Source organism: Cellulosimicrobium sp. Marseille-Q8652 (assembly GCF_965112045.1).
Genome location: NZ_CBCOPS010000002.1, coordinates 444716 through 466081, shown reverse-complemented (window position 1 = coordinate 466081; position 21366 = coordinate 444716). Strand labels below are relative to the sequence as shown.

19 protein-coding genes and 1 tRNA gene are annotated in these 21366 nt (G+C 73.5%); 8 read left to right on the top strand and 12 right to left on the bottom strand.

All coding sequences use genetic code 11. The annotated features are described in order from the left end of the window. Nucleotides 1-38 precede the first annotated feature (38 nt). Nucleotides 39-1430 carry a diaminopimelate decarboxylase gene (lysA, locus tag ACWPWV_RS12040; RefSeq protein ID WP_454043220.1) on the bottom strand — a complete coding sequence of 464 codons (1392 nt, stop codon included), beginning with the start codon at nt 1428-1430 and terminating at the stop codon, nt 39-41. Next, nucleotides 1427-3112 carry an arginine--tRNA ligase gene (argS, locus tag ACWPWV_RS12035; RefSeq protein ID WP_454043219.1) on the bottom strand — a complete coding sequence of 562 codons (1686 nt, stop codon included), beginning with the start codon at nt 3110-3112 and terminating at the stop codon, nt 1427-1429. The genes lysA and argS overlap by 4 nt, the downstream gene beginning before the upstream one ends. 160 nt (nt 3113-3272) lie before the next feature. Here argS and ACWPWV_RS12030 point away from each other — a divergent pair. After that, nucleotides 3273-3345 (top strand) — tRNA-Arg (locus ACWPWV_RS12030). A 67-nt stretch (nt 3346-3412) separates the two neighbouring features. Next, entirely contained in the window at nt 3413-4045 is a 633-nt protein-coding gene (locus tag ACWPWV_RS12025; protein ID WP_454043218.1) for a hypothetical protein, read from the top strand. A gap of 61 nt (nt 4046-4106) precedes the next feature. Here ACWPWV_RS12025 and ACWPWV_RS12020 read toward each other — a convergent pair whose 3' ends face one another. From ACWPWV_RS12020 to ACWPWV_RS12005, 4 genes are all read right to left on the bottom strand, one after another. Beyond that, a complete protein-coding gene (locus ACWPWV_RS12020) occupies nt 4107-4748 on the bottom strand; it encodes a hypothetical protein (RefSeq protein ID WP_454043217.1) in 642 nt (213 codons plus the stop codon). Nucleotides 4749-4781: 33 nt separating this feature from the next. After that, on the bottom strand, nt 4782-5594 hold the full coding sequence (locus ACWPWV_RS12015; RefSeq protein WP_454043216.1) for a M15 family metallopeptidase: 813 nt from the start codon (nt 5592-5594) through the stop codon (nt 4782-4784). 192 nt (nt 5595-5786) lie between these two features. Further along, entirely contained in the window at nt 5787-6827 is a 1041-nt protein-coding gene (locus ACWPWV_RS12010; protein WP_454043215.1) for a hemolysin family protein, read from the bottom strand. Then, the gene (locus tag ACWPWV_RS12005) at nt 6824-8182 is read right to left on the bottom strand and encodes a hemolysin family protein (protein ID WP_454043214.1); all 1359 of its coding nucleotides are present in this window, start codon (nt 8180-8182) and stop codon (nt 6824-6826) included. Before ACWPWV_RS12005 ends, ACWPWV_RS12010 begins: the two co-directional genes overlap by 4 nt. 140 nt (nt 8183-8322) lie before the next feature. On the opposite strand from ACWPWV_RS12005, the gene ACWPWV_RS12000 reads away from it, so the two are divergent. The 3 genes from ACWPWV_RS12000 to ACWPWV_RS11990 all read left to right on the top strand — a co-directional run bounded on the left by ACWPWV_RS12000 (nt 8323) and on the right by ACWPWV_RS11990 (nt 14460). Further along, entirely contained in the window at nt 8323-9114 is a 792-nt protein-coding gene (locus ACWPWV_RS12000; protein WP_454043213.1) for a response regulator transcription factor, read from the top strand. Then, a complete protein-coding gene (locus ACWPWV_RS11995; protein WP_454043212.1) occupies nt 9111-10268 on the top strand; it encodes a sensor histidine kinase in 1158 nt (385 codons plus the stop codon). Before ACWPWV_RS12000 ends, ACWPWV_RS11995 begins: the two co-directional genes overlap by 4 nt. A gap of 382 nt (nt 10269-10650) precedes the next feature. Further along, on the top strand, nt 10651-14460 hold the full coding sequence (locus ACWPWV_RS11990; RefSeq protein ID WP_454043211.1) for a multifunctional oxoglutarate decarboxylase/oxoglutarate dehydrogenase thiamine pyrophosphate-binding subunit/dihydrolipoyllysine-residue succinyltransferase subunit: 3810 nt from the start codon (nt 10651-10653) through the stop codon (nt 14458-14460). A gap of 198 nt (nt 14461-14658) precedes the next feature. On the opposite strand, the gene ACWPWV_RS11985 is transcribed toward ACWPWV_RS11990, so the two are convergent. After that, nucleotides 14659-15654, bottom strand: a complete 996-nt coding sequence (locus ACWPWV_RS11985; protein ID WP_454043210.1) for an aldo/keto reductase — start codon at nt 15652-15654, stop codon at nt 14659-14661. Between the two features lie 108 nt (nt 15655-15762). Here ACWPWV_RS11985 and ACWPWV_RS11980 point away from each other — a divergent pair, with 108 nt between their 5' ends. Together ACWPWV_RS11980 and ACWPWV_RS11975 are read left to right on the top strand one after the other, a co-directional pair. Next, nucleotides 15763-16677 (top strand): aldose 1-epimerase family protein, encoded by a 915-nt coding sequence (locus ACWPWV_RS11980; protein ID WP_454043209.1) that lies wholly within the window; start codon nt 15763-15765, stop codon nt 16675-16677. 104 nt (nt 16678-16781) lie between these two features. Beyond that, nucleotides 16782-17396: a GDSL-type esterase/lipase family protein gene (locus tag ACWPWV_RS11975; protein WP_454043208.1), complete on the top strand. Its 615-nt coding sequence runs from the start codon at nt 16782-16784 to the stop codon at nt 17394-17396. 48 nt (nt 17397-17444) lie between these two features. On the opposite strand, the gene ACWPWV_RS11970 is transcribed toward ACWPWV_RS11975, so the two are convergent. The 3 genes from ACWPWV_RS11970 to ACWPWV_RS11960 form a co-directional block, all read right to left on the bottom strand. Further along, complete coding sequence (locus ACWPWV_RS11970) at nt 17445-18260, bottom strand: DUF4097 family beta strand repeat-containing protein (protein WP_454043207.1); 816 nt, start codon at nt 18258-18260, stop codon at nt 17445-17447. Nucleotides 18261-18331: 71 nt separating this feature from the next. Continuing rightward, on the bottom strand, nt 18332-18931 hold the full coding sequence (locus ACWPWV_RS11965) for a PadR family transcriptional regulator (RefSeq protein ID WP_454043206.1): 600 nt from the start codon (nt 18929-18931) through the stop codon (nt 18332-18334). After that, complete coding sequence (locus ACWPWV_RS11960; protein WP_454043205.1) at nt 18931-19851, bottom strand: DUF4097 family beta strand repeat-containing protein; 921 nt, start codon at nt 19849-19851, stop codon at nt 18931-18933. The genes ACWPWV_RS11965 and ACWPWV_RS11960 overlap by 1 nt, the downstream gene beginning before the upstream one ends. A 240-nt stretch (nt 19852-20091) precedes the next feature. On the opposite strand from ACWPWV_RS11960, the gene ACWPWV_RS11955 reads away from it, so the two are divergent. Next, a complete protein-coding gene (locus tag ACWPWV_RS11955) occupies nt 20092-20166 on the top strand; it encodes a 50S ribosomal protein bL37 (RefSeq protein ID WP_099052597.1) in 75 nt (24 codons plus the stop codon). A gap of 87 nt (nt 20167-20253) precedes the next feature. Here the strand turns inward: ACWPWV_RS11955 and rsrA are convergent, their stop codons facing one another. Together rsrA and ACWPWV_RS11945 are read right to left on the bottom strand one after the other, a co-directional pair. After that, nucleotides 20254-20586 (bottom strand): mycothiol system anti-sigma-R factor, encoded by a 333-nt coding sequence (gene rsrA, locus ACWPWV_RS11950; protein WP_454043204.1) that lies wholly within the window; start codon nt 20584-20586, stop codon nt 20254-20256. Beyond that, nucleotides 20583-21311, bottom strand: a complete 729-nt coding sequence (locus ACWPWV_RS11945; protein WP_454043203.1) for a sigma-70 family RNA polymerase sigma factor — start codon at nt 21309-21311, stop codon at nt 20583-20585. Before ACWPWV_RS11945 ends, rsrA begins: the two co-directional genes overlap by 4 nt. Nucleotides 21312-21366 lie beyond the last annotated feature (55 nt).

Below are 21366 nucleotides of genomic sequence, written 5' to 3'. Positions count from 1 at the left end.
GCGAGCGCCGCACACGGTCGGCGCCGCCGCGGGTGCGCTCAGCCCTCGTCGAGCGCGAGGAGGTCGTCCACGGTCTCGCGCCGGACGAGGACGCGCGCCGTCCCGTCCGTGACGGCGACCACCGGCGGTCGCGTCAGGAGGTTGTAGTTCGACGCCATCGACCGCCCGTAGGCGCCCGTCGCGGGGACGGCGAGGAGGTCGCCCGCCCGCACGTCGGCGGGGAGCATCACCTCGTGGACCACGATGTCCCCGCTCTCGCAGTGCTTGCCGACGACGCGCGCGAGCACGGGCTCCGCGCCGGACGCCCGGCTCACGACCTCCGCGTGGTACTGCGCGCCGTACAGCGCGGGACGGATGTTGTCGCTCATGCCGCCGTCGACGGAGACGTAGGTCCGGACGCGGCCGTCGTCGAGCGTCACGGGCTTGACCGTGCCGACCGTGTAGAGGGTGAGGCCGGCCGGCCCGACGATCGCGCGGCCGGGCTCGATGGAGAACCGCGGGAGCGGAGTGCCGAGACGGGTCGCGACCGTGTCCACCGCCGCCGCGACGTCCTTCGCGATCCGCTCCGGGTCGAGCGCGACGTCGCCGGGGAGGTACGCGATGCCGTACCCGCCGCCGATGTCCACCTCGTCGACGAGCACGCCCGTGCGCGCCGCGAGGTCGGCGCGGAGCTCGAGCACCGCACGGGCCGCGACCTCGAACCCCGTCGGGTCGAGGATCTGGGACCCGATGTGCGAGTGGATCCCGAGCAGGTGCAGCTCGGGACGGCGCACCACGTCGAGCAGCGCGGTCATGGCGGGCGAGTCGGAGGGTGCGTCCGGCCCGTCGGCGGGGCGCCGCGACGCGGCGATCGACAGGCCGAACTTCTGGTCCTCGTGCGCGGTCGAGATGTACTCGTGCCCGCCCGCGTGCACGCCCGTCGTCACGCGGACCATGACGGGCGCGACGACCCCGCGGGCCGCGGCGGCGCGGGCGACGCGCTCGATCTCGACGAGCGAGTCCACGATGATGCGGCCGACGCCGACCTCGAGGGCGCGGTCGAGCTCCGCGTCGGACTTGTTGTTGCCGTGCAGCCCGATCTCGGCCCCCGGGACACCCGCGCGCAGCGCGACGGCGAGCTCGCCGCCCGACGCCGTGTCGACGCGCAGGCCCTCCTCGCGCGCCCAGCGCGCGACGGCGACCGTCAGCAGCGCCTTGCCCGCGTAGTAGACGTCGACGTCGGTCCCGACGGCGCGGAAGGCCGTCTGGAACGCCGTGCGGTAGGCACGGGCACGGGCCCGGAAGTCCGCCTCGTCGAGCACGTAGGCGGGCGTGCCGACCTGGTCCGCGAGGTCGTGGACGTCGAGACCCGCGACCTCGACGACGCCGTCGTCACGACGGCGCACGCCCCGCGACCACGGCTCCCCCGGGTGCCCCGCGCCCGCCGTCACATGCGCTCCGGCGCGGAGACGCCGAGCAGGCCGAGCCCGTTGGCGAGGACCTGGCGCACCGCGTCGTTGAGCCACAGGCGCGTGCGGTGGGTGTCCGTGACCTCCTCGTCGGGGTACGGCAGCACGCGGCGGTCCTTCTGCTGGTACCACGTGTGGTAGTCCCCGGCGAGCGCCTCGAGGTAGCGCGCGACGCGGTGCGGCTCGCGCAGCTCGGCGGCCTGGGCCACGATCCGGGGGAACTCCGTGAGGCGCCCGATCAGCGCCGCCTCCGTCGGGTGGTCGAGCAGCGCCGGCTCGAACCCGTCGGCGCGGGACACGCCGCGGTCGGCCGCGTTGCGGTCCACGGCCGCCGTGCGCGAGTGCGCGTACTGGACGTAGAAGACCGGGTTCTCGTTGGTCGCGCGCGTGAGCAGGTCGAGGTCGAGGTCGATGCTCGAGTCGGCGGACGAGCGCGTGAGCGAGTAGCGCGCGGCGTCGACGCCGACGGCGCCCACGAGGTCGTCGATCGTGAGCACCGTGCCGGCTCGCTTGGACATGCGCACGGGCTCGCCGTCCTTGACGAGGTTCACGAGCTGGCCGATGAGGATCTGCAGGTTCCTGCCCGGCTCGTCCCCGAACGCCGCGCACACGGCCATCATCCGGCCGATGTACCCGTGGTGGTCCGCGCCGAGCATGATGATGACCTCGTCGAAGCCGCGCTCGCGCTTGTCGAGGTAGTACGCGATGTCGCCCGCGATGTACGCGGCCTCGCCGTCGGACTTGATGACGACGCGGTCCTTGTCGTCGCCGAAGTCGGTGGTGCGCAGCCACGTCGCGCCGTCGTGCTCGAAGACGTGGCCGGACTCGCGCAGCCGTGCGACGGCGCGCTCGACGGCACCGGACTCGTGGAGCGAGTCCTCGTGGAAGTACAGGTCGAAGTCGACGCCGAAGTCGTGCAGCGACGCCTTGATCTCGCCGAACATCCGCTCGACGCCACGGGCCCGGAAGGCCTCGAGCGCCTCGTCGTCGGGCAGGGTGCGCGGGTCCGGCTCCCCCGCCGCGACAGCGTCCGCGACGACCGCGTCGGCGATCTCGGTGATGTACTGGCCGCCGTAGCCGTCCTCCGGCGCCCCCTCGCCACGGGCGCGGGCGAGGAGCGAGCGCGCGAACCGGTCGATCTGTGCGCCGTGGTCGTTGAAGTAGTACTCGCGCGCCACCTCGGCGCCGCTCGCCTCGAGCACGCGAGCGAGCGAGTCGCCGACGGCCGCCCAGCGCACACCGCCGATGTGGAGCGGTCCCGTGGGGTTCGCGGACACGAACTCGAGGTTGACGCGCTTGCCCGCCTCCGAGTCGCCGCGGCCGTACGCGGCGCCCGCCTCGACGATCGTGCGGGCGAGCTCGCCGGCCGCACCGGCCTCGAGCGTGATGTTGAGGAAGCCCGGCCCGGCGACGTCGACCGCCTTGACGCCCGGCGTCGCGGCGAGGCGGGTCGCGAGGTCCTCGGCGAGCGCGCGCGGCGTCGTTCCCGCCTTCTTCGCGAGCTGCAGCGCGACGTTGGTGGCCCAGTCGCCGTGCTCGCGCTGGCGGGGTCGCTCGACGTGCACGGAGGCCGGCACGGCGTCCGCGGGCAGGGCGAGGGTGCCGTCGGCGACGGCGGCGGCCAGGGCAGCGCTCAGCGCTTCGGAGAGCTCGTCGGGGGTCACGGGAGAATCCTACCGACGCACCACCTGCGGCCCGTCGCCGGTCGCCGTGCGGTACCCGTCCGCGACCGCGCGCGAACCGGTTGCCGACCCGGCCCGGCGGGCTGGTAGTCTCGTGCATCGCGCCGCCGGGTCGTCCCGCAGTCGGTCCCCCGCGGCGCACGCCCTCGTAGCTCAGTGGATAGAGCGTCTGCCTCCGGAGCAGAAGGTCGTAGGTTCGAATCCTATCGAGGGCACCCTCAGGTCCGCTGTCGTCCGGCATCTCCTGGACGCCGCTCCCCCGCTCTTCGCTACGGTGTCCCCATGACCGACGGCGGCTACGGGGACTTCGAGTTCGAACGACGCTTCCTCGTGCACGAGCTGCCCGCGGAGCTGCGCGACGCGCCCGCCCTGATCGTGCAGAGCTACTACCTCGCCGACGAGGGGTACGCGCTGCGCCTGCGCGCCACGGCTCCCGGGGTCGACGCGACGATGGACCGCGAGGCGGACGCGATCACGCTCCTCGACCGCTACGCGTCGGAGGTCGACCTGTGCACGCTCACCGTGAAGGGTCCGATGGCGGGGGGCACGCGGTACGAGGCGGAGCGTGAGGTCGACGTCGCCGTCGGGCTCCAGATGATCCGCCGCGGCGGGTCGCGCATCGTCAAGACGCGCTGGTCCGTGTGGCTCGGTGACGACGGCTGGGTCGTGGACGTGTTCGGCGGGGCGGACCACCCGCTCGTCGTCGCGGAGTGCGAGCGCTCCGGTCCCGTCACGGACCTGCAGATCCCCGCGTTCTGCGTCACCGAGCTGACGGACGACCCCCGGTTCTCGAACGACGCGCTCGCGAGCCGGCCCTTCGCGGGCTGGCGGGCGGCGTACGCGGCCGAGCTCGCGGCGTCGGGACCGCGCTTCCTCCAGGACTTCGGGCGCAACGAGCGTCTCGCCGGCCCGTAGCCCGCGCGCCGCTCAGACCCGCGCCGCTCCGGCCCGCGCGGCGCTCAGGCCGGCGCGGCGCTCAGGCCGGCGCGGCGCGGCCGTGGCCGACGACGCGGCGGGAGAGGGCGTCGGCGGCCGCGCACAGGGCGGCGACGTCCACCCGGACCGACCGGTGGTCCACCGGGACCCATCCCGGCTCGTGGCCGAAGAGCACCGCCCACGGCAGCAGGCCCGGTGACACGTGCGCCCGCCCCGCGTCCCGGCGTCGTGCCTCGGCGACCTCGCGCTCGACGGTGTCCTCCAGCGCGACGAGGTCGGCGCGCAGCGCCTGCCCCTTCTCGGTCGGGTGGTTCCCGCGCCCCGCGTCGAGGAGCCCGTCGCGCCGCGCCGCGCGGGCGACCCCGGCCGCGGCGGCTCGCAGGCGCCCGCGGAGGCCGGCGTCGTCGGGGTCGAGCCGCAGCCGCGCACCGGCACGCGGCGCGTCACCGACGAGGGCGGCGAGCAGGTCCGTCTCGTGCCCGGTCGCGCGGGAGGGGTCCACCAGCTCGAGGACCGGCACGACGGCCGCACCCCCGGGCCCGGCGGACGGCGACGGTCCCGGGGCGACCGCGGGGTCACGGACCTCCCGGACGACGCCGTGCAGCGCGAGGGCGACGAGCTGCGCCGCGAGCGCGTGCTCGGGACGGCGCAGCACGACCGCGGCGAGCAGCAGGTCCGCCATGGGACGACCCTAGCCGCGCGCGGTCCGACCGGCTCAGGCGCCGCCCATCTCCTCGACGCCCTGGGTGAACTCGAAGTGCCACGGCTCGTAGGCACCGCCACCGCCGCGCTTGGCCCACGGGGGGTTGGCCCAGCCGTAGGTCTCACCGTTCGCGGTGAGCCACGCGTACACGTCGCGCGAGCCGGTCTCGATCGAGCACAGGTCGATGGCGAGGCCCCAGCCGTGCATCGAGGTGCCGGGGCGGGCGGCGAAGCCGCCGCGCGTGGACTTCAGGGAGACCTGCGTCGAGAGCGTGCGGTACGACGAGACGAGGCACAGGTCGCGGCCGAAGCTCGCGCGGAACGCCTCGTTGAGCGCGGACAGCGCGACGGCGGCGTCGGGGCGGAGGAAGTCGCCGGCCTGCCACAGCTCGCACAGCTCGTGCTGGTCGAGGTTCCCGTTCGTCCCGGTGGGCCGGACGGTGGGGTCGCACCCCGGGAGGGGTTCCCGTTCGAACGAGCGGGACGCGCCGGAGTCGCGGGCCACGGTCCGCGGGGCCGCCGCGACGCTCTCCGAGAGAGCGGGGACGGTCGAGGCGGCGGTGGCGAGGTCGAGGGCGCTCGGGCCGGCCGGGCGGGTGTCGGGCTCGAACGGGGACCTGGCGCCCAGGCCGTCCTCGGCGCCGGCGGACAGCGGCATCGCGATCGTCGCGACGGCGAGGGTGCTGAGGACCGCCACCCGGGGGACCCACCGGTGCTGGCCCGGTACCTGGGCCTGGCTGCGTCGCTGGCGACGGGGTCCGTGCTCGGCCTCGCGCCGTGCGCGGCGGGACTCGAGGGCGGGGGCGTCGGTCTGCTGCGACTCCACCCGCCACCTGCCTTCTGCACTCGGAACGGACGTCGGACGACAGCGGCCAGCCGGTGATCGACACGGCGACCGCGGTCAATCACGGAACAGTAACGAAGCACTTCGACGTTGCCAAGTCTCCTGGTCAGCGCCGCGGGAGGGCTCCCACGCCGGCCGTGACGAGCGGGTCCCGCGAGCGACCGTCCGGGGACGTCAGTGCGGGCGTCGCTGCATCGCGTCACGGACCTCGCCCACGAGCTCCTCGAGGATGTCCTCGAGGAACACCACGCCGAGCGCGCCGTGCGGCCCCTCGACGCGCGCCAGATGGGCGCCCGAGCCCTGCATGGCACGCAGCGCGTCCTCGACCTCGTCGTCCGGGGCCGACACGGCGAGCGCCCGCACGCGCCAGCCGGGGACGGGGTGGTGACGGGTCGTGTCGTCGGCGTAGAGGACGTCCTTGACGTGCAGGTAGCCCACGAGGTCGCCCGAGCCGTCCGCGACGGGGAAGCGCGAGAACCCCGTCTGGGCGACGAGCCGCTCGATCTCGTCGGGCGTGCACCCCTCGACGACGGTCACGAGGTCGGCGACGGGGACCATCACGTCGCTCGCGGTGCGCTCGGAGAACTCGATCGCGCCCGACAGCAGGCCCTGCTCGTCGCGCAGCACGCCCTCGGCCTGGGAGTGCTCGACGATCGACTGCACCTCCTCGGCCGTGTAGGCCGACGCCACCTCGTCCCGGGGCTCCACGCCGGACCAGCGCACGACGTGGTTCGCGACCCAGTTGAGCGCGACGATGACGGGCCGCAGCACCCGTCCGATCCACACGAGCGGCGGGCCGAACCACAGCACGGCCCGGTCCGGGCCCGCCACCGCGAGGTTCTTCGGCACCATCTCGCCGAGCACCACGTGGAGGTAGACGACCACCGCCAGCGCGACCACGAACGCGATGGGGTGCGCGAGGGACGTGCTCACGCCGAGCGCGTGCAGCGGCCCCTCGACGAGGTGCGCCAGAGCAGGCTCGGCGACGACGCCGAGGCCGGTCGAGCACACCGTCACGCCGAGCTGCGCGCACGCGAGCATGAGCGAGACGTTCTCCATCGCCCACAGCACCGTCTGCGCGCGCCGGTCGCCCCGCGCGGCGAGCGGCTCGATCGCGGAGCGGCGCGCCGAGATCACGGCGAACTCGGCTCCGACGAAGAAGGCGTTCCCCGCGAGGAGGACGAGCCCGAGGAGCAGCGCGGTCGTCGAGCTCATGCCCCGTCCTCCCCGGGTACCGGACGCACGGTGACCCGCTCGACGCGACGGCCCTCCATCGCCTCCACGCGGACGACGACGCGCTCCGCGCCGTCGCCGACGGAGACCTCGTCCCCCGTCGTGGGCACGCGACCGAGGCGCGACATGACGAGACCTCCGAGGGTCTCGTAGGCGGCGTCCTCGGGGACCCGCAGGCCGGTCACCTCGGTGAGCTCGTCCGGGCGCAGGACGCCGGGGACGAACCAGGACCCGTCGGCGCGCCGCGCGGCACCCGCCCGGCTCCGGTCGTGCTCGTCCGCCACGTCGCCGACGAGCTCCTCGACGACGTCCTCCAGCGTCACGACGCCCGACGTCCCCCCGTACTCGTCGACGACGACCGCCATCTGCAGCCCGAACCCGCGCAGCTCGACGAGCAGGGGACCCAGGCGGACCGTCTCGGGGACGCGCGGCGCGTCGACCATGAGCGCCGCGGCGGGCACCTCCGGGCGGCGCTCGTGCGGCACGGCCACCGCCCGCCGCAGGTGCACGAGGCCGACGACGTCGTCGCGGTCGTCGCCGATGACCGGGAAGCGCGAGTGACCGGTGCGACGGGCGGCGTCGACCACGTCGGCCGCCGTCGCGTCCCGGTCCACGACGACCATGCGCATGCGGTCGGTCATGACGTCGACGGCCGAGAGCGTGTCGAGCTCGATCGAGTTGGTGAGCAGCGTGGCGACCGAGACGTCGAGCGTGCCCTCCTGCGCCGAGCGCCGCACGAGCGCGGCGAGCTCCGTGGCGGACCGCGCGCCCGACAGCTCCTCACGCGGCTCCACGCCCACGCGCCGCAGGATGGCGTTCGCCGACCCGTTGAGGACCGCGATCACCGGGCGGAAGAGCTTCGTGAACTGCCGCTGGAGGGGGACGACCTGCCGGGCCGTCGCGTACGGGGCGCTCAGCGCGAAGTTCTTGGGGATGAGCTCCCCGACGACCATCGAGAACGCGTTGACCACGACGAGGGCCAGGATCCCCGCGAGCACGCCCGCGACGGCCTGGCTGAGCGGCGTGCGCCCCAGGCCGTCCGCGAGGAGCGACAGCAGCGCGGGCTGCGCGGTGTAGCCGAGCAGGATCGTGGTGAGGGTGATGCCCACCTGGGCCGAGCTCAGCTCGGTCGACAGGTGCTTGAGGGCGGCCCGGACGCTGCGGTCGCGCCGGTCGTCGCGACCGTCGGGTCTGTCGCCCTCCTCGTCGGACGGCTCGTCACCAGGTCCGACGACGGCCGGGTCGAGGGTGACCAGGGAGAACTCACCGGCCACGAAGACGGCGGTTCCTGCGGTGAGGAGCACCCCGAGCGCGACCATGACCCAGTCGCCTACCACGAGGTGCTCCACGGATATCGGGACGTGCTCTTCATCGTGCGCAGCATGCTAGCGCCCGGGCGCGACGGCGGCCCCGGGGGCGGGTCGGCGGTCGCCCGAAATACGGCCGACCTGGACCGACGTGTGCCACGCTGTACCCCATGGCAGATCCGAGGGCAGCGAGCGCATTCCCCACCGGAGCGGGTGCAGGGCCGACCACGAGCCGCACGCCCGCTCCCCCGACCGGACCGGCCGGCCAGCAGACCGCGACCGTGCTCGTCGTCGAGGACGAGCCGGCGATCGCGACGGCCATCGCGCAGCGCCTGAGCGCCGAGGGCTGGCGCGTCGAGGTCGCGCGCGACGGGCTGTCCGGCGTCGACGCGGCGGCCCGCCTGCGGCCCGACGTCGTCGTACTCGACGTGATGCTCCCGGGCATCGACGGGCTCGAGGTGACGCGCCGCATCCAGGCCGACCAGCCGGTGCCCATCCTCATGCTCACGGCCCGCGACGACGAGACGGACATGCTCATCGGGCTCGGGGTCGGCGCGGACGACTACATGACGAAGCCCTTCTCGATGCGCGAGCTCGTCGCGCGCATCAAGGCCCTCCTGCGGCGCATGGACCGTGCGGCGCAGGCGGCGAGCACGACCCCCGCGGAGCCGCCCATGGCCGTGGGCGACGTGACGATCGACAAGGCTCAGCGCCGCGTGTACCGCGCCGGCGAGGAGGTGCACCTCACGCCCACGGAGTTCGAGCTCCTCGTGATGCTCGCGAGCTCGCCCAAGACGGTGCTCACGCGCGAGCGGCTGCTCGCCGAGGTCTGGGACTGGGCCGACGCGAGCGGCACGCGCACCGTGGACTCGCACATCAAGGCGCTGCGGCGCAAGCTCGGCGCGGACCTCATCCGCACGGTGCACGGCGTGGGGTACGCGTTCGAGCCGCCGGCCGGATGACGACGCCCACCGGTGGCTCGGACCGCCCGGGCCCGTCCCGCAGCCAGCCGCACCGGTCCCACACGATCAGGCCGCACCTGCCCGACGTCCGGCCGCTCGACTCGTTCCGCTCGCTGAAGATCAAGCTGGGCGTGCTCGTCGCGGCCACCGTGACGCTCGCCGTGCTCATCACGTGGATCGGCCTGCAGAACCAGCTCGGCCCGTCGCGGACCTTCCCGCTCGCGATCGTCCTGTCGCTCTTGCTGACCCAGCTCCTGGCGCGGGGCATGACGTCCCCGCTGCGGGAGATGACCGCCGCCGCCCGCGCGATGGCCGACGGCGACTACACCCGCCGCGTGCGGGCCACGAGCCGCGACGAGGTGGGGCAGCTCGCGGTCGCGTTCAACGTCATGGCGGAGGACCTCGCGACGAGCGACCAGGTGCGGCGCGAGCTCATCGCCAACGTGTCGCACGAGCTGCGCACGCCGATCGCCGCGCTGCAGGCACAGCTCGAGAACGTCGTGGACGGCGTGACGCAGCCGACGCCCGCGACGATGGAGATGGCGCTCGCGCAGACGGAGCGCCTCACGCGCCTCGTCGCCTACCTGCTCGACCTGTCGCGCATCGAGGCCGGTGCGGCGGCGCTGAACATCACCGAGATCGAGGTCGGCGACTTCCTCGAGGAGAACGCCGAGGCGGTCTCCATGGTCGACGCGGCCAAGGGGCTGCGCTACGTCGTCGACGTCACCCCGCCGGACCTCGTGCTGGAGGCCGACCGCGAGCGCCTCCACCAGGTCGTCGTGAACCTGCTCCAGAACGCGATCCGGCACTCTCCTCCGGGCGGCGAGATCCGGCTCGAGTCGTACCCCGTCGACGACGAGGTCGTCATCGAGGTCGTCGACGAAGGACCGGGCATCGCGAAGGAGGACCGCGAGCGGATCTTCGAGCGCTTCGCGCGGGCCAGCGCGACGGGGACGCACGCGACGGGGACGCACCCGTCGGGCGGCGGCTCGACGGGCGGGACCGGGATCGGGCTCGCGATCGTCCGGTGGGCGGTCGACCTGCACGGCGGCCGGATCGAGGTCGCCGACTCGCGCCGCGGCGCGACGATGCGCGTGACGCTCCCCGCGCGCGCGGGCGACCTGGCGCCGCCCCTGGACGACGGCGCGCCCTGACCGCGCCGTGACCGCCGCGCCCGCCCACGACGTGCGTGAGAGATGCGTCACACGCCGGTCCGCCCATACCCCGTGATGGCGTGGAATTCCGCGCTCTTGCCCGCAGTCGAGGAGGGCGTTGCACCGCGTTTGCCTCGGGCAGACACGGCGTGAAGAACCCGCGCACGCCTCGCGGGAGAACTCCCCGGGCGGCCCTGCGAGCGGCGCCGTAGGGCCTAGGCTGGTGTGGTCCGGATGCCGGACGAGTCTGTGCCGGGGCGCGTCGTCGTCTCGCCGTCACGCGCCGACACGACTGTGACCGTACAGCGACCTGTGTGTGAAAGTGGGCGATCCTCGCGTGTCCCCGAAGGCTGAGTCAGAGGCGATCAGCGACGCAAGCTCCGTGTTCGGAGCGAACGAGTGGCTGGTCGACGAGCTCTACGAGCAGTACCTGAAGGACAAGAACGCGGTAGACCCCGCGTGGTGGGACTTCTTCGAGGACTACCGTCCGGCGGAGCGCGACGACGAGGGTGCCGACCGCACCGCACCGTCCCCCGCGCCGGCGTCGTCGTCCACGAACGGCACCACGGCGCAGAGCGCGCCCTCCGCCCCGGCGCCAACCGCCCGTCCCGCGGAGGCCGCGAAGCCGACGCCGGCGACGGACGGCTCGGCCGCGGCCGAGGCGGCGCAGCGCGTCAAGCCCCCGAAGCTGCCGGCGGACCCCGCCGTCAACGCCGCGGTCGAGGCCGTGCGTGCGCACAAGCCCGTCGCGACGGCGCAGCCCGCCACCGCGCCCTACGCGCAGGTCCCGGCCCGCAAGGTGGCCGGCGCGCCGGACGAGCAGACCGAGGCGGTCGACGACGTCCAGAAGCTGCGCGGGCCGGCCGCGCGCGTCGTGACGAACATGGAGTCGAGCCTGCAGGTTCCCACGGCGACGTCCGTGCGCGCCGTGCCGGCCAAGCTCATGGTCGACAACCGCATCGTCATCAACAACCACCTCGCGCGCGGTCGCGGCGGCAAGATCTCGTTCACCCACCTCATCGGCTTCGCGCTCGTCGAGGCGCTGGCGGACATGCCGGCGATGAACTCGAGCTACACCGAGCTCGACGGCAAGCCCGCCGTCAACCAGCCCGCGCACGTGAACTTCGGCCTCGCGATCGACCTCGCGAAGCCGGACGGCACACGACAGCTCCTCGTCCCGAGCGTCAAGAAGGCCGAGACGATGGACTTCGCCCAGTTCTGGGCGGCCTACGAGGACCTCGTGCGCCGCGCGCGCGGCGGCAAGCTGGGGGTCGACGACTTCGCCGGCACGACCATCTCCCTGACGAACCCGGGCGGCATCGGCACCGTGCACTCGGTGCCCCGCCTCATGCAGGGTCAGGGCACGATCATCGGCGTCGGCGCGATGGACTACCCGGCGGAGTTCGCGGGCGCCTCGACGGAGCGGCTCGCCCGCCTCGGCATCTCGAAGGTCCTGACGATCACGTCGACCTACGACCACCGCATCATCCAGGGCGCCCAGTCCGGCGAGTTCCTGCGCATCCTGTCGCAGAAGCTCCTCGGCGAGGACGGCTTCTACGACCGCGTGTTCGCGGCGCTGCGGATCCCCTACGAGCCGGTGCGCTGGGTGCGGGACAACACGACGGACGCCGACGTCGAGGCGGCCAAGCCCGCGAAGATCGCGGAGCTCGTCCACTCGTACCGCTCGCGCGGCCACCTCATGGCGGACACCGACCCGCTCGCGTACCGCCAGCGCAAGCACGGCGACCTCGACATCCAGAACCACGGCCTCACGCTGTGGGACCTCGACCGGACGTTCCCCACGGGCGGGTTCGGCGGGAAGACGAAGTCGTCGCTGCGCGACATCCTCGGCCTCCTGCGCGACTCGTACTGCCGCACCGTCGGCGTCGAGTACATGCACCTCGCCGACCGCACGCAGCGCAAGTGGCTGCAGGAGCGCCTGGAGTCGGGGTACGCCCGCACGCCGCGCGAGGACCAGCTGCGCATCCTGCGCCGCCTCAACTCCGCCGAGGCGTTCGAGACCTTCCTCCAGACGAAGTTCGTCGGCCAGAAGCGCTTCTCGCTCGAGGGCGGCGAGTCCCTCATCCCGCTGCTCGACGCGATCCTGTCGAAGGCTGCCGAGAACGGCCTCGACGAGGTCGGGATCGGCATGGCGCACCGCGGACGCCTCAACGTCCTCGCGAACATCGCCGGCAAGAGCTACGCGCAGATCTTCGCGGAGTTCGAGGGCAACCTCGACCCGAAGAGCGTGCAGGGCTCCGGCGACGTGAAGTACCACCTCGGTACCGAGGGCACGTTCACGGCGGAGTCGGGCGCGACGACCAAGGTCTACCTCGCGGCCAACCCGTCGCACCTCGAGGCCGTCGACCCGGTGCTCGAGGGCATCGTGCGCGCCAAGCAGGACCGCATCGACCTCGGCGGCGACGGCTTCTCCGTGCTGCCGATCCTCATCCACGGCGACGCCGCCTTCGCCGGCCAGGGCGTCGTGCCCGAGGTGCTCAACCTCGCCCAGCTGCGCGGCTACCGCACGGGTGGCACGGTCCACGTCGTCGTCAACAACCAGGTGGGCTTCACCACCGGACCGTCGTCGTCGCGCTCGACGACGTACGCGACCGACGTGGCCAAGGGCTACCAGGTGCCGATCTTCCACGTGAACGGCGACGACCCCGAGGCGTGCGTGCGGGTCGCCGAGCTGGCCTTCGCGTTCCGCGAGCAGTTCGACCGCGACGTCATCATCGACCTCATCTGCTACCGCCGCCGCGGTCACAACGAGGGCGACGACCCGTCGATGACGCAGCCGCTCATGTACAACCTCATCGAGGCGAAGCGCTCGGTCCGCAAGCTCTACACGGAGAACCTCGTCGCGCGCGGCGACATCACGCTCGAGGAGGCCGAGCACGTCCTGCAGGACTACCAGGCCCAGCTCGAGCGCGTCTTCACGGAGACCAAGGAGGGCGGCTACACGCCGTCCGCCTCGTCGGAGCCCGTGGCCGGCCTCGAGCGTCCCGAGTCCCAGCTCGAGGACGCCGGCACGATGGTCGGCTGGCGCACCGCGGTCGACGCGGACGTCGTCGAGCGCATCGGCCAGGTGCACGTCGCGCCGCCCGAGGGGTTCACGGTGCACCCCAAGCTCGCGCAGCTCCTGGAGAAGCGCCGGCAGATGTCGGTCGACGGCGGGATCGACTGGGGGTTCGGCGAGCTCCTCGCGTTCGGCTCGCTCCTCGTCGAGGGCACGCCGGTCCGCCTCGCCGGCCAGGACTCGCGCCGCGGCACGTTCGTGCAGCGTCACGCCGTCCTGCACGACCGCGAGACCGGCGCCGAGTGGACCCCCCTGCTCTACCTCTCCGCCGACCAGGCGAAGTTCTGGGTCTACGACTCCTCGCTCTCCGAGTACGCCGCGCTCGGCTTCGAGTACGGCTACTCCGTCGAGCGTCCCGACGCCCTGGTGCTGTGGGAGGCGCAGTTCGGCGACTTCGTCAACGGCGCCCAGACCGTCATCGACGAGTTCATCTCGTCGGCGGAGCAGAAGTGGGGCCAGTACTCCTCGGTCGTCATGCTGCTCCCCCACGGCTACGAGGGCCAGGGCCCGGACCACTCGTCCGCGCGCATCGAGCGCTTCCTGCAGCTCGCCGCCGAGGACAACGTGACCATCGCGCAGCCGTCGACGCCCGCGTCGTACTTCCACCTGCTGCGTCGTCAGGCGTACGACCGCCCGCGTCGTCCGCTCGTGGTCTTCACGCCGAAGCAGCTGCTGCGCCTCAAGGCGGCCGCGTCCCCGGTCGAGGAGTTCACGCAGGGCACGTTCAGGCCCGTGATCGGGGACGCCGCGGCCGACCCGGCCAAGGTCGACCGCGTGCTGCTGTGCACGGGACGCGTCTACTACGACCTCCTCGCCGAGCGCACGAAGCGCGGGGACGAGGCCACCGCGATCGTCCGCCTCGAGCAGCTCTACCCGCTCGACGTCGACGCGATCCGCGCCGAGATCGCGAAGTACGGCGACGCCGAGGTCGTGTGGGTCCAGGACGAGCCGGAGAACCAGGGCGCCTGGTCGTTCGTCCACATCAACCTGCCGGAGGACCTGCCGCGCGTACGCGTCGTCTCCCGGCCGGCGTCGGCCTCCACGGCCGCCGGCACGGCGAAGAAGCACCAGGCCCAGCAGGCGGTCCTCCTCGAGCAGGCGTTCACCCGCTGACGACCTGCCCGCTCTCGCGGAGCTGAGCACCACGAAGGCCCCCTCCCACGGGAGGGGGCCTTCGTCGTCGTGCGTCGTGGACGCGTCCGGCGGCGGTCCAGGTGCGTCTGGCGCGAGGGACGAGCGCCGCGGATGGTAGACCCGCCGCCGCTCCTCCGGTCGCGCCCGACCCGACCACGACCGCGCGACCGACGCGCCTCACCAGCGGTCGTGGACCGCCGCCCGGAAGTGCTCGTCGTAGATCTCGCGGACGCCGGACGCGAAGAGCGGGCCGAGCACCTCGGCCGACCCCGCGACGGCGTTGGAGCGCGCCTGCTCGACGTTGCGCGCGCCGGGGATGACCGTCGTGACGCCGGGCTGCTGCCAGATCCAGGCGATGGCCGCCTGGGCCGGGGTGAGGTCCTGGGAGACGGTGTCGCGGACGAGGTCGGAGAACTTCCGTGCCGCCTCGACGCCGGTCTCGAAGTCGACGCCGGAGAAGGTCTCGCCCACGTCGAACGCGCTGCCGTCGCGGTTGAAGCTACGGTGGTCGTCGTCCGAGAAGGTGGTGTCGCGCGTGTACTTCCCGGACAGCAGCCCCGACGCGAGCGGCACGCGCGCGATGATGCCGACGCCGGCCGCGGACGCGGCGGCGAGCACCTCGTCGAGCGGCTTGAGGCGGAAGGCGTTGAGGATGATCTGGACGGACGCGACCCCCGGGCGTGCGATCGCCGTCAACGCCTCGTCGACCCTCTCGACGCTCACGCCGTAGGACGCGATGGCGCCGTCGGCGACGAGGGTGTCGAGGGCGTCGTAGACCTCGTCGCGCGAGTAGACCGCCGTGGGCGGGCAGTGCAGCTGGACGAGGTCGAGCCGCTCGGTCCGCAGGTTCGCGCGCGAGCGGTCGGTCCACTCGCGGAACTTCGCGAGCGTGAAGTCGTCCGGGTCCTGCGCCTCCCGTCGGCCCATCTTCGTGGCGACGGTGATCCCGTGGCCGGGGTTGTCGGCGAGGTACGAGCCGATGATCTGCTCGCTGCGGCCGTCGCCGTACACGTCGGCGGTGTCGAAGAAGGTGACGCCGGCCTCTGCGGAGGCGTCGAGCACCGCGCGGGCGTCGCCCTCCTCGACGTCGCCCCAGTCGGCTCCGAGCTGCCATGTCCCGAGTCCCACCACCGAGACCAGCCGTCCCGTGCGTCCGAGCACACGTCGTTCCATCGTTCCTCCTCGTGCTGCGTCGGGCGCGCAGGCGCACGTGCCCGGGCACCGAGTCTGACGGGCGAGGGCTCATCGTGCACCCGCGCACGCCGAGTACCGTATGTGAGCGTGAACACCGACGCACCTTCCGGCGCCCAGCTGCGCATCGCCCACGGCGACCACGTCGCCACGATCACCGAGGTCGGAGCGGCGGTGCGCGAGTACGCCGTCGCCGGCCGGCCGGTCTTCGTCCCCTTCGGGGAGGACGAGGTCGCCCCCGCGTTCAACGCCGCGGTGCTGCTGCCGTGGCCCAACCGCCTGCGTGACGGTCAGTACGAGATCGACGGCACGAGGTACCAGGTCCCCGTCACCGAGTTCGCGCGCAGCACGGCGCTCCACGGTCTCGCGTGCTGGCAGCGGTGGACGGTCGTCGAGCACACCGGCGCCGCGGTGACGCTCGAGCTGCGGCTCGTGCCCACGCCCGGCTACCCGTTCGCGCTCGTGTCCCGCGTCGAGTACTCGCTGAGCGACGCCGGGCTGCGCGTGCACGTCCGCACGACGAACGCCGGCCGCGGCACGGCGCCGTACGGGATCGGCTTCCACCCGTGGCTCTCGCCGGACGGCGCGGACCTCGACGACTGCACGATCCGTCTCGACGCCGTCTCGCGCGTCACGACCGACGACCGCCTGCTGCCCACCGGGACCGAGCCGGTGTCCGGCACGTTCGACCTGCGTGAGACCCGCTCCCTGCGCGGTGTCGACCTCGACGACGCGTACGTCGACGTGACGCGCGACACGGACGGCCTGTCGTGGATCCGGCTCGGCGCGCCGGACGGTCGCACCGCCGCCGTGTGGATGGACGCGTCGATGGACGCGTGGCAGATCTGCACGGGCGACCACGTGGGCGACGCGGCGTTCCGCCGGTCCGGCGTCGCCGCAGAGCCGATGAGCTGCATCGCGGACGCCTTCCGCACCGGGGACCGGCTCGTGCGCCTCGCGCCGGGCGAGTCGCACGAGGTGACGTGGGGTGCCAGCCTCCTCTGAGAGCGGGCCGGTGCCCGTGCGCGACGGTCGCGCACGGGCACCGACACGCCGAGCGGACGGCCCCGGATCGACCGCGGCTCCCGGCGTCGGGGAGAATGGGTCTCGTGGAGGACGCAGCACGTCGAGAAGTCCGGATCTGCGTCGTCGGCGACGAGCTGAGCGCCGGCGTCGGGGACGCCAAGGCCCTGGGGTGGTCGGGGCGCGTCGTCGCGCGCACGCGCTTCCCGCAGCCGGTGTACGTCTTCCCGCTCGCGATCCCCGGGGAGACGACGACGGCCCTCAGCCAGCGCTGGGAGGCGGAGACCGCTCGGCGGTTCTCCCCCGAGCCCGACGTCGACAACCGGCTCGTCGTCGGCCTGGGCCGCCACGACCTCGACTCGGGCCTGTCCGTGGCGCGGTCGCGTCTCAACCTCGCGAACGTGCTCGACGTCGCGGAGTCACGGCGCCTGCCGACGTTCGTCGTCGGGCCGCCGCCCGGGCACCCGCAGGACGCGGACCGGCTCGCCGAGCTCTCGAACGCGTTCGCGGACGTCGCGAACCGTCGTCGGGTCCCGTACGTCGACACGTTCAGCCCGCTCGTGACGCACGAGCAGTGGCTCGCGGACCTCGCCCAGAGCGGCAACGGGTTCCCGGGCCAGGCGGGCTACGGCCTCATGGCGTGGCTCGTGCTGCACACGGGGTGGCACGCCTGGCTCGGCCTGCCCGACGACACGCCCTGAGGCGCGTCCTCGGGCAGACCGTCCGGTTCGTCGGGCAGGCCGTCCGGTTCAGCCGCGCGAGACCGTGAGGTCGCCCGACACGGTGCTCGCCGAGACGTAGGCGCCGCCGGCGGCGGGCGTCTCGGCCGGACGGTCGACGTGGTCGACCGAGGTCGTGCGCTGCGCGGAGCTCTCGAGGCGCACGCCGTCGAGCACGGCCTTGCCCGTGACGCTGCGCGCCTTGAGGTTCACGGGAGCGCCGGCGCCGAGGCGCACGGCGACGTCGCCGGAGACCGTGCGGGCGTCGACGAGCGGCGTGCTCTCGCGCGCGACCACCTCGACGCCGCTCGTCACGGTCGTGACCGACACGCGGCCCAGCGACCCCGCCACGTTGACGGCGCCGGAGGCGGTGCTCACCCGGACGTCCCCGACGTGCTCGACGACGTCCACGGGCGCGGAGGCCGTCTTGACGGAGACGGGGCCCGTCGTGCCCTGGACGCGCACCGGGCCGGTGGCGGTGGTCACCGACAGGTCGGCCGTGGTGCCCGTGACGGTGGTGGCGGCACGCGCCGTCGTCACCTTGACGGGCACGTCGGCCGGGACGGTGACGCGCACGACGGCGCGGTCCTTGTCGCGCAGGCCCTTCGCGCGGTCGACGACGCCCTCGATGCCGGCGAAGTCGTACCCGATGCGGAGCTCGCCGTCGTGCGCGCTCACCTGCAGCGGTCGCTCGGTGACGTCGCCGATCTCGACGTGCGCCCCGTCGGCGCGGTTCGGGTCCGCGACGACGTCGACGGAACCGTCGGTCAGCTGGACGACGACGCGGCGTACCTCGGCGACGTCGACGGTCTGCGGGGTGGTGACCACCCAGGTCTCGGTGCTCATGGATCTCTCCTCGTTCGGTGTTCGGTCGAGATGGTCGGGGTGCTGGTCGTGGTGGTCCGGAGCGCCGCCCCTCAGGGCAGGGTGGCCCGGACGGCTCGGCGCGCGCTGTCGAGGACGGTGCGCAGCGTGTCCACGGTGAGCTCCGTGACGACGCTCGACGCGTCGGCGCGGCGCAGGTCGGCGCGCACGTCGTCCCGGAAGCGCTGGACGAGGGCCTCGGCCTCCATGCGCCAGGCGTAGGACTCCCGGCGCCGCGGGTCGGGCTCGCCGTCGCGCGGGCGTGCGCGTGCCGACTGCGCCGCGGCGGCGAGCTCGGCGCGCAGCCCCTGGAGCGAGCCCTGGACCTCGGCGCGCAGGGCCTGGGCGCGCTGCCGCACGGTCTCCGCGATGCCGTGCTCGAGCTGCGCGACGTCCGCGCGCCGCGCCTCGATCTCGGCACGGCCGGCGGGCGTGAGCTCGTAGGTCGTCTTGCGCCCCTCGACGCTGCGGCGCACGAGCCCTTCGTCCTCGAGGCGCCCGAGACGCGGGTAGATGGTCCCCGCGCTCGGCCGGTACGTGCCGCCGAAGCGGTCCGTGAGCTCGGTGATGAGCTCGTACCCGTGCTTCGGCCCGGTGTCGAGGAGCGCGAGGAGGTACAGGCGGAGCTCGCCGTGGGCGAAGACCGTGGCCATCAGCGGTCCACCGGGCCGTGCGTCGACGCCGCGCGCGCGCCGGGCGATCCCCAGACCGGGCCGCCGTCGGTCGCGCGCTCGGACGCGTCCGCGAAGGCGTGGGCCCCGTCCTCCTCGGACACGCCGCGCAGCACCGTGACGTTCCCGGAGACGGCCGAGACCCGGACGGGCGCCGCCGGCCGGTGCAGGGCCGCCCGGGTGAACGAGCCGGCCGTGCCGCGCTGCTCGGTGCCGTCGACGAGCAGCCGCCCGCTCAGGCACCGGATCGCGTACGACATGGCGTCCGGGTCGGGCAGCCGCACGAGCACGTCGGCGGAGACGGCGCTCACGCTCACCTCGGAGGGCGTCGTGCGGGTGTCGACCGTCACCGCGCCCGAGACGGACTCGAGCCGCAGCGAGCGCAGCGCTCCCGTCGCCGTGAGGCCTCCCGAGACGGACTCCATCCGGACCGTGCCGTCGTGCTCGCTCGCGGACACCTCTCCGGAGACCGTGTCGACGCGCAGCTCGCCCGCTGTGCGGCTGGTCATGACCGAGCCGGTGACCGTGCCCACGCGCACGCCTTCCCGGAGCCCCGCGACGAGCCCCTCGCCCTGGACGGTCACGACCTTCGCCCGCGTCGTCGCGGGGACGGCGACGTGCACGTCGGCGGCGTCCTTGCCGGTGTAGGTGCGGAAGCGCTCGAGGAAGCCCTTCCACCCGGCCTCGTACGAGCCGTACCCGATGCGCAGGGTCGCGCCCTCCCGCGTCACCTCGAGCGCGCGCCCCGTCACGGAGTGCACCTCGACCACGACGTCGGTCCGGGCGGGGTCGTCGTGGGCGACGACGTCGATGCGCCCCCCGATCACCGTGGCGTCGAGCACGGTGACGTGCTCGAGCCCGATCGTCCGCGGACCGCTGACGGCCCAGCTCTCGTGCGTCATCGGACGCCCGTCCTCTCGTCCAGCGGTGTCGCGCCGGGGCGGCGCCGGCGACGGACCTGCGGTCCGCCACCGTCCGAGGTCGCGATATATCGCGTTCCTCGAGACACGATATATCGCGTTCCGGCGAAGGGCAAGGGATGACGTGTGGGACCATGGGAGGCGGACCGGACCCGCCGCGGGCGGCCGTTCCCGCCGAGATTCCCCCGGGACGGCACTCCCCCAGACGATCAGGAGAACATCATGAGCAAGCGCGGACGCAAGCGTCGCAGCCGCAAGGGCAACGCCGCGAACCACGGCAAGCGCCCCAACGCCTGAGACACGGCGCACACGCACGAAGGGCCCTGACCGACGTCGTCGGTCCGGGCCCTTCGTCGTGCCGTGGTCGGCGGGCGCTCGCGCGGCTCAGCGCGTCTCGACCACCGTCGTGGTCGTCATGACGACGAGCTGCGCGTGGATCCGCGCACGCAGGCTCGCCGGCGCCTGCTCGTGGCACGAACGGCGCACGAGCCGCTTCACGAGCTCCTCGACGCTCAGCTCGGCGAGGCACGGCGAGCAGTGCGCGACGTGCGCGCGCATGCGCAGCTCGTCGTCCGCCGTCATCTCCGAGTCCAGGTACTCGTAGAGGTGCAGGAGCGCGTGCTCGCACTCCGACTCGCCCTCGGTGGCGTGCGGGATGGGCGTGACCGCCTCGTCGGGTACCCGCAGGCCCGGCGTCCGGCTCTCTGACGTGCTCACGACTCACCTCCGGGAGCCTTCGCCCCCACCAGTCCTCGCTTCGCGGCGTAGTCGGCCAGCAGCTCGCGCAGCTGGCGCCTGCCCCGGTGCAGGCGGGACATGACCGTACCGATCGGTGTCCCCATGATCTCCGCGATCTCCTTGTACGGGAAGCCCTCGACGTCCGCGTAGTACACGACCATGCGGCGGTCCTCGGGCAGCTCCTGCAGAGCACGCTTCACGTCCGTGTCCGGCAGGCGGTCCAGCGCCTCCGCCTCCGCGGATCGCAGCCCCTGCGACGTGTGCGACGCGGCGCGGGCGATCTGCCAGTCCTCGACGTCCTCCGCCTGGGACTGCTGCGGCTCGCGCTGCTTCTTGCGGTACGTGTTGATGAACGTGTTCGTGAGGATCCGGTACAGCCACGCCTTGAGGTTCGTCCCCGGGCGGTACTGGTGGAACGCCGCGAACGCCTTGGCGAACGTCTCCTGCACGAGGTCCTCGGCGTCCGACGGGTTGCGCGTCATGCGCAGCGCCGCGGAGTACAGCTGGTCGAGGTACTGCAGCGCGTCGCGCTCGAACCGCGCCGCCCGCGCGGCGTCGTCCTCCGCCGCCGGGGCGCGGTTCGTGTCGGTGTCGTCGTCCGTACCGGTGGTCGCGGGGAGGTCGCTCCCCGTCCCCTCGGGCAGCGCGGAGGTCGGCGTCGCGGACGGCGCCGTCTCGGGGCTCCCGGGGATCTGCTCAGTCATCGACAACGAGCCTAGTCCCCTGTTCGTCAGGTTGTTCGCTGGGGCGGACCTCGCG